General features: G+C 72.0%; 15 protein-coding genes, 1 tRNA gene and 1 pseudogene. 7 read left to right on the forward strand and 10 right to left on the reverse strand.

Annotated elements, in window-relative coordinates; all coding sequences use genetic code 11:
- Positions 1–2 precede the first annotated feature (2 nt).
- On the reverse strand, positions 3–1,406 hold the full coding sequence (locus AB0M27_RS08170; protein WP_365719178.1) for a glutamine synthetase family protein: 1,404 nt from the start codon (positions 1,404–1,406) through the stop codon (positions 3–5).
- Between the two features lie 75 nt (positions 1,407–1,481).
- Positions 1,482–2,294 carry an SAM-dependent methyltransferase gene (locus AB0M27_RS08175; RefSeq protein WP_365719230.1) on the reverse strand — a complete coding sequence of 271 codons (813 nt, stop codon included), beginning with the start codon at positions 2,292–2,294 and terminating at the stop codon, positions 1,482–1,484.
- A 226-nt stretch (positions 2,295–2,520) separates the two neighbouring features.
- On the opposite strand from AB0M27_RS08175, the gene AB0M27_RS08180 reads away from it, so the two are divergent.
- Entirely contained in the window at positions 2,521–3,375 is an 855-nt protein-coding gene (locus AB0M27_RS08180) for a Cof-type HAD-IIB family hydrolase (RefSeq protein ID WP_365719180.1), read from the forward strand.
- Between the two features lie 74 nt (positions 3,376–3,449).
- Here AB0M27_RS08180 and AB0M27_RS08185 read toward each other — a convergent pair whose 3' ends face one another.
- The 5 genes and pseudogenes from AB0M27_RS08185 to AB0M27_RS08205 all read right to left on the reverse strand — a co-directional run bounded on the left by AB0M27_RS08185 (position 3,450) and on the right by AB0M27_RS08205 (position 6,706).
- The gene (locus tag AB0M27_RS08185; RefSeq protein ID WP_365719182.1) at positions 3,450–4,250 is read right to left on the reverse strand and encodes an SAM-dependent methyltransferase; all 801 of its coding nucleotides are present in this window, start codon (positions 4,248–4,250) and stop codon (positions 3,450–3,452) included.
- 48 nt (positions 4,251–4,298) lie between these two features.
- Positions 4,299–4,942, reverse strand: a pseudogene (locus tag AB0M27_RS08190) (endonuclease).
- 2 nt (positions 4,943–4,944) lie between these two features.
- Positions 4,945–5,289, reverse strand: a complete 345-nt coding sequence (locus tag AB0M27_RS08195) for a DUF3140 domain-containing protein (RefSeq protein WP_365719184.1) — start codon at positions 5,287–5,289, stop codon at positions 4,945–4,947.
- 30 nt (positions 5,290–5,319) lie between these two features.
- Complete coding sequence (locus AB0M27_RS08200) at positions 5,320–5,811, reverse strand: DNA starvation/stationary phase protection protein (RefSeq protein ID WP_365719186.1); 492 nt, start codon at positions 5,809–5,811, stop codon at positions 5,320–5,322.
- Positions 5,812–5,896: 85 nt separating this feature from the next.
- Positions 5,897–6,706, reverse strand: coding sequence for a lysophospholipase (locus AB0M27_RS08205; RefSeq protein WP_365719188.1), 810 nt, complete (start codon positions 6,704–6,706; stop codon positions 5,897–5,899).
- A 154-nt stretch (positions 6,707–6,860) separates the two neighbouring features.
- Here AB0M27_RS08205 and AB0M27_RS08210 point away from each other — a divergent pair, with 154 nt between their 5' ends.
- The 3 genes from AB0M27_RS08210 (at position 6,861) to AB0M27_RS08220 (ending at position 10,481) form a co-directional block, all read left to right on the forward strand.
- The gene (locus AB0M27_RS08210) at positions 6,861–8,048 is read left to right on the forward strand and encodes a thiolase family protein (RefSeq protein WP_365719190.1); all 1,188 of its coding nucleotides are present in this window, start codon (positions 6,861–6,863) and stop codon (positions 8,046–8,048) included.
- 60 nt (positions 8,049–8,108) lie between these two features.
- Positions 8,109–9,623 (forward strand): long-chain fatty acid--CoA ligase, encoded by a 1,515-nt coding sequence (locus AB0M27_RS08215; protein WP_365719192.1) that lies wholly within the window; start codon positions 8,109–8,111, stop codon positions 9,621–9,623.
- Positions 9,624–9,707: 84 nt separating this feature from the next.
- Positions 9,708–10,481 (forward strand): sulfite exporter TauE/SafE family protein, encoded by a 774-nt coding sequence (locus AB0M27_RS08220; RefSeq protein WP_365719194.1) that lies wholly within the window; start codon positions 9,708–9,710, stop codon positions 10,479–10,481.
- On the opposite strand, the gene AB0M27_RS08225 is transcribed toward AB0M27_RS08220, so the two are convergent.
- On the reverse strand, positions 10,478–11,278 hold the full coding sequence (locus AB0M27_RS08225) for an HAD-IIA family hydrolase (RefSeq protein WP_365719196.1): 801 nt from the start codon (positions 11,276–11,278) through the stop codon (positions 10,478–10,480). The two genes, AB0M27_RS08220 and AB0M27_RS08225, sit on opposite strands and share 4 nt — an antisense overlap.
- Before the next feature lie 60 nt (positions 11,279–11,338).
- On the opposite strand from AB0M27_RS08225, the gene AB0M27_RS08230 reads away from it, so the two are divergent.
- Complete coding sequence (locus tag AB0M27_RS08230; RefSeq protein WP_365719198.1) at positions 11,339–12,097, forward strand: cobalt-precorrin-6A reductase; 759 nt, start codon at positions 11,339–11,341, stop codon at positions 12,095–12,097.
- Between the two features lie 90 nt (positions 12,098–12,187).
- Here AB0M27_RS08230 and cobF read toward each other — a convergent pair whose 3' ends face one another.
- On the reverse strand, positions 12,188–12,961 hold the full coding sequence (gene cobF, locus AB0M27_RS08235) for a precorrin-6A synthase (deacetylating) (protein ID WP_365719200.1): 774 nt from the start codon (positions 12,959–12,961) through the stop codon (positions 12,188–12,190).
- 73 nt (positions 12,962–13,034) lie between these two features.
- Complete coding sequence (locus AB0M27_RS08240; protein WP_365719202.1) at positions 13,035–13,541, reverse strand: DUF309 domain-containing protein; 507 nt, start codon at positions 13,539–13,541, stop codon at positions 13,035–13,037.
- A 105-nt stretch (positions 13,542–13,646) separates the two neighbouring features.
- On the opposite strand from AB0M27_RS08240, the gene AB0M27_RS08245 reads away from it, so the two are divergent.
- A tRNA-Pro gene (locus tag AB0M27_RS08245) sits at positions 13,647–13,720 on the forward strand.
- A gap of 163 nt (positions 13,721–13,883) precedes the next feature.
- Positions 13,884–14,677: helix-turn-helix domain-containing protein (locus tag AB0M27_RS08250; protein WP_365719204.1), on the forward strand; the 794-nt coding region annotated here is incomplete at its 3' end.

Below are 14,677 nucleotides of genomic sequence, written 5' to 3' on the forward strand. Positions count from 1 at the left end.
GGTCAGTACACCCAGCGGTAGGCCGCCGCCACCCGCGCGTCGTCCAGGCCCCGGACGGCCGCCGCCTCCCCGAGCCGTACGGCGGTCACCGCGTCCGCGAGGACCGGGCCCAGCGCCGCCCGCAGCACCTCGTCCGCCCGGAACTCCTCGACGGCCCTCGGCAGCGACTGCGGCAGCCGCCGTACGCCGAGAGCCGCCGCCTCGTCCGGGCCGTACCGGGCCGGGTCGCCGGTGATCTCCTCGGGGAGGGCGAGGGACGAGCCGAGCCCGTCCAGGCCGGCGGCGAGGACACAGCCGAGGGCGAGATAGGGGTTGGCGGCCAGGTCGACCGGTTTCACCTCCAGGTTGGCCTCCTGGTCCCGGCGGCCCGCCGAGCCGGTGATCATCCGCAGCGCGGTCTCGCGGGTCTCCCGGCCCCAGGCGGTGAACACCCCCGCCCACTGGGAGGGTTTGAGCCGCATATAGCTGGCGGGGCTCGGCGCGGTGACCGCCGTCAGGGCGGGCAGGCGGGCCAGGATCCCGGCCGCGAAGGACTCCGCCTCGGGCGTCATGCCGTACCGGCGCTCCCCGCCCGCGTGCAGGTTCACGCCCGCGCGCCAGCAGGACACGTGGACATGGCCGCCGTTGCCGACGCCCTCGGCGGACACCGCGGGCGAGAACGAAACCCTGAGGCCGTGCCGCTGTGCGACCGCCCGGATCGTCTGCCGGACCAGCACGCTGCGGTCGGCCGCCGCCACCGGATCCAGCGCGCCCACCGACACCTCGAACTGCCCGGCCGCGTACTCGGGATGCAACTGGTCGACGGGCACGCCCTGGGCGTCGAACGCGGCCAGCAGATCGGAGGAGTAGTCGCTCAGCTCGACCTGCCGGATCGCGCCGTACGCCGGTCCTGACACCGCCGGCACGAACTCCCCGGGCGGTGCCGAGCCGAGCCCGACCGCCCACTCGACCTCGATCGCCGCCTTGAAGGCGAGGCCGTGCCGTTCGGCGGCGTCGGCGACGATCCGGCGCAGAAAGGTTCGGGCACAGCCGGGGTGCCGCTCTCCCTCCTGGGTGATCCGGTCCACCGGCGCCCATGCCCAGCCGGGCTGCCCGGACAGCTCCACCAGCTGGTCCAGGTCCGGATAGAGCCGCAGGTCACCGTCCGGGGAGCCGAGGACGTCGGTGGTGACGATCGAGTCGTCGGCGAGGAAGGTGTCGAACACCGGGGACATGCCGACACCCCAGCACACCGCGGCCTCCAGCCGCGCCGTCGGGATCGTCTTCACCCGGCAGACACCCGCGGTGTCCACATAGGCCAGGACGATCCCGCGCACGCCCCGCGCGGCGAGGTCGGCCGTGAGCCCCGCGACCCGGCGCAGATCCTCCGGACGCCCGCCCGGCACGGGGTCGGCAAGGGTGGTCATACGTTCTCCTCGGCCATACGTCCTCCTCGGCGTCGGTCCGTCCGTCCGGCGTCGGTCCACCTGCCCGTGCCGGCGTCAGGGTTTCACGGCCACGGCGCCGAACTGCGGCACCGCGGCGGCGGATGCCGCCTCCGCGCGCCACTGCGAGCAGGGCACCAGACCGGGCTCGATCACCTCCAGGCCGTCGAGGAAGCCGGCGATCTCGGCGCCGCTGCGGGCGGTGATCGGCGGAGTGGCGTTGGCGTTCCAGAACTCCATCGCGGCCCGGTTGCCCTCGCCGCCCACGTCGGCGTCGTGGGTCGGGTGGGTGAGGACCAGGTGGCTGCCCGAGGGCAGCGCCGCCATGAGCCGCCGTACGACGTCCCGGGCCTGGCCGGTGTCCAGGACGAAGTTCAGGATGCCGAGCATCATCAGCGCGACAGGCCGGCCCAGGTCCAGGGTCTCGGCGGCGCGCTGCAGGATGCCGTCCGGGTCGTGCACATCGGCGTCGATGTAGTCGGTGACGCCCTCCGGGGAGCTGGTGAGCAGCGAGCGGGCGTGCACGAGCACGATCGGGTCGTTGTCGACGTACACGATCCGTGACTCCGGGGCGATCCGCTGTGCGATCTCGTGGGTGTTCTCGACGGTCGGCAGGCCGGTGCCGATGTCCAGGTACTGCCGCATCCCGCGCTCGGCGGCCAGGAACCGCACCGCCCGGGCCAGGAACTCCCGGTCCGCGCGGGCCACCGCCCGGATCACCGGGAACATCCCGGCGACATGGTCACCGACCCGCCGGTCGACCTCGTAGTTGTCCTTGCCGCCGATCCAGTAGTTCCACACACGGGCGTTGTGCGCCACGGAGGTGTTCAGCTTCTCCGGTCCGGCCGTCGGGGAGTGGCCCTCGGTCACGTCTCCGCCCTTCTCCGGTTCTCGGTTCTCCGCCGTCATTGTGCCGCCCGGTGATCGCGCTGTCCTGGAAAACGCGCACCGTGGGCGGTTCGGGGCGGCTCCGGGACGTTTCGGTACAGGAGGGACCGAATTCGGGACGTTCCGGCGTACGAGGAACCGGTTCCGGGACGTTCCGGCGCATGAGGAACACTGGACCGGTACGCCGCCCCCCGACCGGAAGCAGCACATGCCCGCCACGCCCACGCCCCTCCTCGCCGTCCCCGGCCTGCCCGCGGGCCCCGCCGACATCCGGCTGATCGTCACCGACATGGACGGCACGCTGCTGGACGACGCCAAGCGGATCCCCGACGGTCTGTGGCCGATGCTCGCCGAACTGCGCCGACGGGACGTGCTGTTCAGCCCGGCGAGCGGCCGCCAGTACGCCACGCTGGCCCGGCAGTTCGCCGAGGTCGCCGAGGGCATGGTGTTCATCGCGGAGAACGGCACATATGTGGTCCGCGACGGCGTGGAGCTGAGCTCCGACACGATGGACAGGGCCGTCGCGGCCGGGGTGGCCCACACGGTACGACGGCTGGTCGCGGACGGCGTGGACGTCGGCGCCGTGGTGTGCGGCAAGCGGTCGGCGTACGTCGAGCGGACGGACGAGGCGTTCCTCGCGGAGGTGCGCAAGTACTACGTCGAGCACCGGATCGTCGAGGACGTCACCGCCGTCGAGGACGACGTGATCAAGGTCGCGCTGTTCGACTTCGGGTTCGCCGAGCACTCCACCGCCCCGGCCCTCGCGTCGGTCGCCGCCACCCACCAGGTCGTCGTCTCCGGTGAGCACTGGGTGGACGTCATGAACCGCACCGCCAACAAGGGCACCGCGCTGCGCGCTCTCCAGCGGGCGCTGGGCATCACCCCGGCGCAGACCATGGTCTTCGGCGACTACCTCAACGACCTGGAGATGCTCGACGCCGCCGAGTGGTCCTTCGCGATGGCCAACGCCCACCCCCGGGTCGTCCTCCGGGCCCGCCACCTCGCCCCGTCCAACAACGACGACGGCGTACTGCGGACCATCTCCCGCGTGCTCGGCCTTTGACCGCCGGGGACACCGGTGAGTCCCCGGACGGGCGAGGAAGTCAGGACTGACGCCCACCGCGCCGTCCGGCCACGTCAGGGCTTGCGGCCCACCGCGCCGTACAGCGAGACCGGGCCCGCGTCCTCCGGGGAACGTTCGCTGCGCCAGGCGTCGACCGGTGCGACGCCCGGCTCCAGCAGGTCGAGGCCTTTGAAGAAGGCGGCCACCTCGTCGCGGGAACGCGCGACCAGGGTCACCCCGCCGGCGGCGTACGCGGCGATGCCCTTCTGCACGTTCTCCGGCTCGAAGTCGGCCGTCATCGTCGACAGCACCAGGCAGCTGCCCGGCGCCAGCGCGTCGACCAGGGTCGACACCACCTCATGGGCGCCGTCCTCGTCGGCGACGAAGTGCAGCAGCGCGATCAGGGACAGGGCCACCGGACGGCCGAAGTCCAGGACATGGGCGGCCTCTTCGAGGATGGCGCGCGGATCGCGGGCGTCGGCCTGCACATACTCCGTCACGCCCTCGGGGGTGCCGCGCAGCAGCGCGCCGGCGTGGGCCAGCACGATCGGGTCGTTGTCGACATAGACCACCCGCGCGTCGGGCGCCACCGACTGGGCGATCTGGTGCAGGTTCGGCTCGGTCGGTATGCCGGTGCCGATGTCCAGGAACTGGCGGATGCCGTCCTCGGCGAGAGCGCGCGTGGCCCGGTGCATGAACGCCCGGTTGGCGCGCGCGGCCCGGGGCGCGCCGCCCCCGTCCACGGCGGCGATCTGGCGGCCGAGCCGCTCGTCGACGGGGTAGTTGTCCTTGCCGCCGAGGAACCAGTCGTACACCCTGGCCGGGTGCGGCCGTGTGGTGTCGATGCGCTGTGCGGCCGGCTCGGTCCCCGTCACGTGCTGCTCCTTCACTCCCGCCGAGGTGCGAGCAGCAGTCTGACACGATCATGACGCGCGGCGCAGACAGTCTTCGGCCACCTCCTTGTCGAGTGCGGCCCGCACCAACGCGGCGGCCAGCACGGCCGGTTCGGTCCTCCCGGCGAGCTCGGTGAGCTTGTCGGGGTCCTTCGGCAGGCCGAGCCGCTGTGCCCCGGAGAGCGCCTTGCCGTCCAGGTAGGGCGCCACTTCGGGCCAGACGCGCTGGGCCTCGCGCAGGAAGATGTCGGCGCCGGCCGGACCGACCCCCGGCTCCTCCTGCAGCAGCCGCTTGAGTTCCCCGGTGTCGCCGTGCGCCTCCTCGTGCAGCCGGCGCAGGTCGCCGGACCAGCGGTCCAGCAACAGTTCGGCGCCGTCGCCGAGTTGGGTGGCGGTGCGCTCGTCGTAGCGCCGGTAGCCGCCGCGGCCGAGCGCGTCCACCCGCTGCTGCCAGTCCGCGTCGGCCATGCGGCGCGGGCTGTCCAGGTGGTCCTCGTGCAGGGCCTGCGCGGCGGCCACCGCGACCGAGGCGCGGATCCGGGCGCTGAGCAGCAGGGCCAGCACCAGCAGCCGGTACAGCGGCTGCGGGGTGTCCTTCAGCTTGATGCCCGCTTCCTCGGCGTCTCCCCGTAGGCGGACAGCAGCTCGCGCAGGACCTTCTCGTCGCGGTTCATGGCTACGGCTTGAGCGGGTCGTGGCCCAGTGTCATCAGCCGGTGCCGGCGGCGGGTGTCCTCCGGGGCCCTCTCCGGCTCCGGCTCGTCCTCCATGTCGACCAGATCTCCGACCGTGTCGACAACCTTGTGCATCACGCGGATGTCGTCGTCGGTGAGGTCGGTGCGGCGCTTCTGGAGGATGGCGAGGACATGCTGTCCGGTCTCCGTGCCCGCCTCTTCGGGCAGCGGCTCGGTGTCCTCGTCGGCGTCCCGGACCCGCAGCCAGGCCGCGAGTTCCGCCGAGGTCATGTTCACCACGCGGTGGAAGTCCTCCCACAGCGCTTCGGTTTCGAGGAAGTCGGCCATGGGTCTCCCCTTCCGTGCGGGGGTGTCGTGCTAGCTGGAGGCGGTCTCGCGCGGGTGGTTCTCGGCCTCGAACATCCAGCGCTGCTTCTCCAGGTCGGCGGTGACGGAGATCAGGAGGTCCTGGGTGACCGGGTCGGGCCTCTCCGTGGCGGCGATACGCTCACGCAACCGGCCGACGGCCCCTTCCAGCGCCGACACCATCAGCTCCACGACCTCGGTTTCGCTCAGCCGGCCGTCCTTGGTGCCGAGCAGCGCGAAGGTCGCGGCGACGGTCTCGGGCCGGCCGTCCGGGGGCACGCCCAGGGCGGCGGCGCGCTCGGCGACCGTGTCGGAGTGGGCGCGGGCCGTCGCCACCACCTCGTCGAGCTGGAGGTGGATCGACCGGAACCGCGGGCCCACGATGTTCCAGTGCGCCTGCTTCCCGATCAGCGACAGCCCGAGCAGGTCCACGAGGGTCTCCTGCAGGGCGGTCCCGGTGACGCCGAGTGCCTCCTCGGGCAGCGTGCTCTTCATCACCGTCATGGTGCGTCCGTCCCCTTTCGTCGGGTGTGTGCGGTCCTTTTCGAAGGGGCGGGTGCCCAGCGCTCGGGGGAGCAAACAGGCCTGATCAGCGGGGCAGCGACCGGTCCAGGAAGCGGATCACCTCGGCGAAGACCTCCTTCTTGTCCGTCTCGTGGAACACCTCGTGCCGCGCCCCGGCGAAGATCCGCTCGGTCGGCCGGGAACCGGCCAGCCGCTCCACGCCGATGCGGCTGCCGGGCAGCGGCACGAGCCGGTCGTCGTCCCCGTGCAGCCACAGCAGCGGCAGCGGGCCGATGTCACAGGACCGGTCGACGGCCTGCAGGGTCCGCGCGAACGCCTCCACCGTCGGCCGCTTCATCGGCCCGTGCCACACCAGCGGATCGGCCGCGTAGGCGGCGCCGACGGCCGGGTCCCGGGAGAGCGCGGCCGGGCTCACCGGGATGTCCGGGATCTCCGGCAGGGCCAGCAGCCGCCCGGGCAGCTCCCAGGCGCCGATCACCGGCCCGGACAGGATCAGCGCACTCAGCTCGGCGCCGTACCGCTGGGCGTAGCGGGCCGCGATCAGTCCGCCCATGGAGTGGCCGACCAGGACGAGCGGCAGGCCGGGGTGCGCCGCCCGGGCGAGGTCCGCCACCGCGTGCACATCGGTGACCACGTCCTCGAAGTCCTCGATCAGCACCCGCTCCCCGGCCGACCTGCCGTGGCCCATGTGGTCGGGCCCGTACACGGCCGCCCCGTGCCCGGTCAGTACGGCGGCGAGCTCGTCGTACCGGCCCGCGTGCTCGCCGTATCCGTGCACCACCAGGGCCAGGTACCTCGGCGCGGGGTGCGGCCACTCGCGTACGGCGACCGGGCCGTGGGTGCCGTCGAGGGTGTGCTCGCGAACGTGGTGCATGTCTCCTCCGGTGCGTCGGTGAAGCTCCGGGGGGATCTTCCCAGCGGGCCGGTCGGAGGTCTATAGTCTAAAACTAGCAGTGCTAATTTAGTGTTCCCGTGTGGTCCGCTGATCGACAGTGCCGTCGATCGGTCGTAGGTCAGGAGTCGAAGCCGTGCGTCCCGTCCACTTCGCGGCCGCCCGCCGCACCCCCATCGGCAAGCTGCGTGGAGCCCTCTCCTCCGTCCGCCCCGACGACCTGGCGGCGACCGTGATCCGCCACGTGGTGGCCGACGTACCCGCCCTCGACCCGGCCCGGATCGACGACGTCTACTGGGGCGCGGCCAACCAGGCCGGCGAGGACAACCGCAACGTGGCCCGCATGGCAGCCCTGCTCGCCGGGCTGCCCGAGACCGTGCCCGGCGCCACCGTCAACCGGCTGTGCGCCTCCGGCCTCGAAGCCGTCACCGCCGCCGCCCGCACCATCGCCGCCGGCGAGGCCGACATCGTGATCGCGGGCGGCTCCGAGTCCATGAGCCGCGCCCCGTTCGTGCTGCCCCGCCCCGACGAGGCCCTGCCGCAGCGCATCGAGACCTACGACACCCGCCTGGGCTGGCGCCTGGTCAACCCGGCGATGAAGGACCTGCACGGCCTGCTGTCCATGGGCGAGACCGCCGAGGAGGTCGCCGAGCGGTACGGCGTCTCCCGCGCACGCCAGGACGAGTTCGCCCTGCGCAGCCACCAACTCGCCGCCGCCGCACGAAAGAACGGGCACTTCGACGATGAACTCCTGCCCGTGGAGCGGCCGGACGGCATCGTGGTCGAGCAGGACGAGTGCGTCCGCGAGGACACCTCGCTGGAGAAGCTGTCCCGCCTCAAGCCGGTCTTCCGCCAGGGCGGGACGATCACCGCGGGCAACGCCTCGCCGATGAACGACGGCGCGGCCGGGCTGCTCCTGGTCAGCGAGGAAGCCCTGAACGAGCTGGGCCTGGAGTCCCTGGGCCGCTATGTCGCGGGCGCCTCCGCCGGGGTCCACCCCGATGTGATGGGCATCGGCCCGGTCCCCGCCACCCGCAAGGCACTGGACCGGGTCGGCTGGGACGTCGCCGACCTCCAGGAGGCCGAGTTCAACGAGGCGTTCGCCGCCCAGGCCCTCGCCTGCGTCGACCAACTGGGCATCGACCCCGACCTGGTCAACCCCACCGGCGGGGCCATCGCCCTCGGCCATCCCCTTGGCTGCTCGGGCGCCCGCATCCTGACGACGCTGCTGCACCGGATGCGGCGCACGGGCGCCGAGCGGGGACTCGCGACCATGTGCGTGGGCGTGGGGCAGGGGAGCGCGGTGCTGGTCGAGAGGCACTAGCGCTTTTCCGACGGGGGATCTGGTCAGTCGAGCCGCAGCAAGGAAACGGAGCAGCACTCCATGGCAACCCTGTCCGTCGCCGCCATTCTCGCCGAGAACGCCAGGCGCCGCCCTGACAAGACCGCGCTCGTCGAAGGGGACCTGCGGCTCACGTTCGCCCAGGTGTGGCGGAAGGCGCTGGCCCGGGCGGGAGCGCTCACCGGGCTCGGTGTCCGGCCGGGCGACCGAGTGGCGTTGATGGCCCCCAACACCGCCGAGTTCCCGGTCGCCTACTTCGCGATCGCCGCGGCGGGCGGAGTCGTCGTCCCCGTGCATCTGCTGCTGTCGTCCGGCGAGGTCGAGCACGTGCTCGGGGACAGCGGGGCGACGCTGCTGCTCGTGCACCCGGCCCAGGCGGCGACCGGCCGGGCCGCCGCCGAGGCCACCGGCGTCCGAGTGGTCGTGCTCGGCGAGGAGCTCGACAAGCTCGCCGCCGCCGCCGAACCGCTGCCGGCGTACGTCACCCGGACCGCCGACGACCCGGCGGTGATCTTCTACACGAGCGGCACGACCGGCGTCCCGAAGGGCGCCGTGCTCAGCCACTTCAACATCGTGATGAACGCGACCGTCAACGCCTTCGACGCCAACGACATCCGCGCCGACGACATCGCCCTCGGCGCGCTGCCGCTGTTCCACGCCTTCGGCCAGACGGTGTCGCTCAACTCCACCTGGCGGGCGGGCGCCACGCTCGTGCTGCTGCCCCGTTTCGACGCGGCCCGCGCCATCGAGCTGATGGTGAAGGAGGGCGTGAACACCTTCCACGGCGTGCCGACCATGTTCGTCGCCCTCGCGGCGGCGGCCCCGGACGCCGACGCGCTGCCCGCCCTGCGCGTGTGCGTCTCCGGCGGGGCCTCGCTTCCGGTCGCGGTACTGGAGCGGTTCGAGGAGGCGTTCGGGGCGAAGATCTACGAGGGGTACGGGCTGTCGGAGACCTCGCCGACGGCCACCGTCAACCAGCCGCTGTTCGGCACGAAGGCCGGCACCATCGGCCACCCGCTGTGGGGCGTCGACGTGGAGATCGCCCGCGCCGAGGTGGAGGGCCGCATCGAGCTGCTGCCGCCCGGCGAGCTGGGCGAGGTGGTCATCCGCGGCCACAACGTCTTCTCCGGCTATCTCGGCCGGCCCGAGGCCACTGCCGAGGCCGTGGTCGACGGCTGGTTCCGCACCGGCGACCTCGGCACCAAGGACGGCGGCGGCTTCCTGCGGATCGTCGACCGCAAGAAGGACGTCATCATCCGCGGCGGCTACAACGTGTACCCGAGGGAGGTCGAGGAGGTGCTGATGCGTCACCCCGGCATCGCCCAGGTCGCGGTCATCGGTCTGCCCGACGAGCTGCACGGCGAGGAGGTCTGCGCCGTCGTCGTACCGGCACCGGGCACCGCGCCCGACGCCGCCGGCATCACCGAGTGGTCGAAGGAGCACCTCGGCCGGCACAAGTACCCGCGGCGCGTGGAGTTCACGGACGCGATGCCGCTCGGGCCCAGTATGAAGGTGCTCAAGCGGGAGCTGCGGGCGCAGTACGCGGAACGGTCATAGCGGGCGGAAGAGGTCGCGGCAGGGGCCACCAGGCGAGACGGTCCTTACGCCGGACACTTGTCCGGACATAGCATCGGTCCCCGCATGAACACGATGACGCTCTGGCACATGTCCGGCTGGGGGTTCGCGGCGCTCGCCTTCGCGGCCCTGCTCGTCGGCTTCTCGAAGACCGCGGTGAGCGGCGCCAACACGGTCAGCCTCGCGATCTTCGCCGCGGTGCTGCCCGCCCGCGCCTCCACCGGGATCCTGCTGCCCGTCCTGATCGTCGGTGACGTGCTCGCCGTCCTCACCTACCGGCGGCACGCCCACTGGCCCACCCTGTGGCGGCTGTTCCCGGCCGTCGCGGCCGGGGTGGTGGTCGGCACGCTGTTCCTGGTGTGGGCCGACGACGGGGTCGTACGGACCTCGATCGGCGCGATCCTGCTGCTGATGGCGGGGGTGACGATGTGGCGGCGGCGTACGGCGGTCGCCGGGGAGGCACCGGACCCGGTCACCTCGCGCGCCGGCCGCGCCAAGGCCCGCTCGTACGGCGTGCTCGGCGGGTTCACCACGATGGTCGCCAATGCGGGCGGGCCGGTGATGTCGATGTACCTGCTGTCGGCGGGCTTCCGCAAGCTCGGCTTCCTCGGCACCTCGGCGTTCTTCTTCCTCATCGTGAACGTCTCGAAGGTGCCGTTCAGCGCGGGGCTCGGCCTGATCGACGGTCGTTCGCTGCTCCTTGACGCGGCACTCGCGGTGTTCGTCGTGCCCGGTGCGTTGTTCGGCAAGTGGGCTGTGAACAGGATCAACCAGCGACTCTTCGAACACCTCGTGATCGCGGCGACGATCGTGGGCGGAGTACAACTGCTCCTGCGCTAGCTCCCGGTGCCCCGGTCGAGCCCCAGCAACGCCGGGAGGTCCGCGAAGGAGTCCAGGATGTGGTCCGGGGTGCCGCTCGCGCCGTCCAGGGTCTCCTGCTGGAACTTCCCGGTCCGCACCAGCACCCCGGTGAGCCCGGCCCGTTGCGCCGCGAGCACGTCCGACTCCACGTCGTCGCCCACCATCAGCGCCTGCCCGGCGTCCACCGTCAGCCGGGCCAGCGCCGCCTCGAAGAACGCCCGGGACGGCTTGCCCGTCACCTCCGCCTCTGTGTGCGCGGCCTTCTCCAGCCCGGGCAGAAAGGCACCGGAGTCCAGCCGCAGCCCGGCGTCGGTCCGCCAGTACAGGTTCCGGTGCATGGCGACCAGCCGCGCACCCCGCTGGAGAAACCCGAACGCCCGGTTGAGCGCCGCGTAGTCGAACTCCGGCCCGGCACCGCCGAACACGACCACCTCGGGATCTTCGTCCACCAGGGTGACATCGCCGAGGTCCTCCGCGATGTCCCCGCTGTTGAGCAGCGCGCAGCGGGCGCCGGGGAAGTGCGCGGCCAGGTGGGCGGCGGTGACGGAGGGCGCGGTGAGGACGTCCTCGGCACACACGTCGAAACCGGCGCCGCTCAGCGTCTCGGCGATCGACGCCCGGGTACGGGACGTCGTGTTGGTCACCAGAGCCACGCCGAGCCCCGCCGCGCGGATCGCGCGCAGGGCCTCCACCGCACCCGGCAGCGGCTTCCAGGAGACGGTGAGGACACCGTCGATGTCGATCAGCACGGCACGCACGGACTGCACGGATTGCATGGCTCGACGGTAGCGACCCGCACGGCGGACCGTCCCGTACGACCTCGTACGCTCACCCCTATGCCCGCGCACGTCCTGATCCTCGGCGGCACCACCGAGGCCCGCCGCCTCGCCGCCGACCTCGCCGCCCGGACCGGCGTCCGGGTGACCACGTCCCTGGCCGGCCGCGTCGCGCGGCCGGGATCGGTGGCGGGAGAGGTGCGGATCGGCGGCTTCGGCGGTGCGGAGGGCCTGGCCGACTGGCTGCGCACGCACCACGTCGACGCCCTGGTCGACGCCACCCACCCCTTCGCCGGGACGATCACGGCCAACGCGGCCAACGCGGCGGCGGCCACGGAAGCTCCCTTCGTCGTCCTGCGCCGCCCCGGCTGGCGGCCGCGCCCCGGCGACCGCTGGTACGACGTCCCGTCCCTGGCCGGCGCCGCCGCGGCGCTGCCCGGCCTCGGCCGCCGGGTCTTCCTCAGCACCGGACGGCTGGGCCTGTCCGCGTTCGCCCACCTGACGGATCTGCACTTCGTCGTGCGGTCCGTCGACCCACCCGAGCCGCCCATGCCGCCGGACACCGAACTGGTCCTCGCGCGCGGCCCGTTCACCGTCGCCGACGAGACGGAGCTGCTGCGCAATCGCCGCATCGAGGTGCTGGTGACCAAGGACAGCGGCGGCGAGGCCACGGCCGCGAAGCTCACGGCGGCGCGGGAACTCGGCCTGCCCGTCATCGTGACGAGGCGCCCCCCGCTCCCGCAGGGCGTGGCGGCGGTGTCGGATGTGGCGGGCGTACTGGAGTGGCTCGGTCTCAGCGCTTCGCAGGAAGCGACGTGATGGGCCGTCGTTCGTCTGCGGCGTCGTGGTGGTTGATTCGTGCCGGCGCGGCGCAGCCGCATATCGGCACGGCCCCTCCCGTTCGGGGCCCTACCGGTCCCCGGGGTTTCTGCGCAGCAGATACGTGTCCATGATCCAGCCCTTGCGCTCGCGTGCCTCGGCCCGCACCCGCTCGATGCGTGGACCGGCTTCGGCGATCGGGCCGGAGACCAGGAGCTCGTCCGGGGTGCCGATGTACGCGCCCCAGTAGATGTCGATGTCGTCGTCGGCGTACTGCCGGAAGGCCTGATGGGCGTCCAGCATCACCACCACGTCGTCCACGCCCTCCGGGAACGCCTCGGCCAGCCGCCGCCCGGTGGTGATCTGCACCGGACGGGCCACCCGGTTCAGGCCCGTGCGGTGCCGGGCGACCAGGGCGGAGACACTGCTGATGCCGGGGATCACGTCGTACTCGAACGCGACCGCGCCGCGCTCCAGCACCTCCTCCAGAATCCCGAGCGTGCTGTCGTACAACGCCGGATCGCCCCACACCAGGAAGGCGCCGGTGCCGTCCTCGTCCAGTTCCTCGGCGATCAGCCGCTCGTAGATCCCGGCGCGGGCGCTGCGCCAGTCCTCCACCGCCGGCGAGTACGCCGACCCGCCCGCCTTCCGGTCCCGCTCCGGGTCGCGGGCCTCCACCACCCGGTACGAGCCCTCGGGCAGATGCGCGTCCAGCATGTCCCGGCGGAGCTGAGTGAGATCGTCCTTCACCTCGCCCTTGTCGAGCAGGAAGAACACGTCCGTGCTCCGCAGCGCCTTGACCGCCTGCAGGGTCAGCTGGTCGGGGTCGCCCGCGCCGATACCGATGACATGAATCTTTCGCACGCCCCGAGTCTGCCGCATGCCACTGACAGCGGGTGCACCGCGTCCACACACCCTGCGACAGCGCACGAACCCGTCAGGACCGGAGCCTGGGCGCCTCGTCCGCCGCGTCCACGGGCCCGTCGCCGCTGTCCACTCTCCCCGCCAGCTCCCGTGCCCACCGGGTGAGGCCGGCGAGATCGATGCCGTACGGCCGGTCCTCGCCCTGCTCCGTCTCCCAATCCCCGAGCGCCCCCGCGCCCCGCCGCAGCAGCCTGGCGCCGCCGACGGTGTTCCCGCGTGCCGCGTGTGTGAGGCCCACCGCCAGCTGGGCCAGCCCCCGCCACAGCGTGCGCTCCTCCTCGGGCCCCGACTTCCAGGCGTCCTCGAACACCTCGTGCGCGTGGAACGGCTTGCCGGCGTCCAGCAGCGCCTGCGCCTCGACGACCGTCTCCTGCGGCTGCCGCACGACACCTTCCGGCTGCCGGGCGACACCCTCCGTGGCGTAGGGCAGCGGCCGGCCCAGCCCGTCCCGGGGCCGCGCGTTGCGTGCCCGCCCCTCCGGGTCCCGGTCCCTGGCATCCGATGCGCCCGCGTTCGTCATACAACCGATTGTCCCCGGCTCACCCCGGGCCCTCTTCGGCCCACCCCCGAAGGTGGGGTAAAGTGCTGTTCGCGCGATCACGCGGGTCACCGCGAGTGAGTGCATCGGGACGTGGCGCAGCTTGGTAGCGCACTTGACTGGGGGTCAAGGGGTCGCAGGTTCAAATCCTGTCGTCCCGACACGAAGCCTACTTCGTAGTCGCAGGTCAGAGCCCTGTTTCGCATCAGCGAGACAGGGCTCTTGATTGTTTCCGGACGCCCGCCGCCCTCCGTTGATCCTGCTTGTCAGATGCGGTCGTCAGCCTCCCGGCAGGGCTCCACAGGACGGACGAGGGACGGTGGCATGGGAGCGAAGACCGCGGTGCTGGCCTACGCGGATAAGGCAGTCGCCGGCCTGCTCCAGGACGCGCCGACAAGCGACAGGGACCGGGCTGCCGCACTCGTGGCCCGGGTTCGTTCAGGGCAGAGCGTTCATATGGACGAAGGGGAGCCGTGGGAACTGGCAGATGCGCTCCATCCGCCCGAAGGGACCATCTGCGCGCTGTCGGCACCGGGCCTTGACCTGGTGTGCGACCGGGAGATCATGCTTGACCGGCCCTCCCGACTTCCCGAGCACCTGGTCGCCGCCGGCCGGGGCCGACGTCTCTACCTCCACGCGATGCACAGCGTCGTCGACTGGCTCGCCTTCGCCGTCTGGGACGACGGCCGGCTCATCCGCTCGCTGAGCCTGTCCCCGGACATCGGCGTCATCGAGGACATCGGCGAACGGCTTCCCTTCGAACTGCCGTACTGGAACGGTCGGCACCCCGTGGAGCCCTGTCCACCCTTCGAGGACGAGGAGCCCTACCCGCTGCCGTTCCATCCGCTGGACCTGGGCGAGCGAGCGATGCTGGAGTTCTTCGGCTTCTACGTCGAAGGCTCACCAACTTCGTTAGTAATCCTTAGTGTTGCATGTATAGTTGCGTGCATGGAGTTGCTGCGTATCTCCAAGGCTGCGAAGCGTCTCGGGATACACCCGATGACGCTTCGCCAGTGGGCTCTCGACGGCAAGATCCCGTTCACGTGGGTCGGCCGTGAGCGCCGGTTCTCCTCGGTCGATGTGGAGAACATGAAACGGGGCAGCAGTTCAGCAACCTC

The sequence above is a fragment of the Streptomyces sp. NPDC052107 genome, from assembly GCF_040680215.1.
GTDB lineage: Bacteria > Actinomycetota > Actinomycetes > Streptomycetales > Streptomycetaceae > Streptomyces.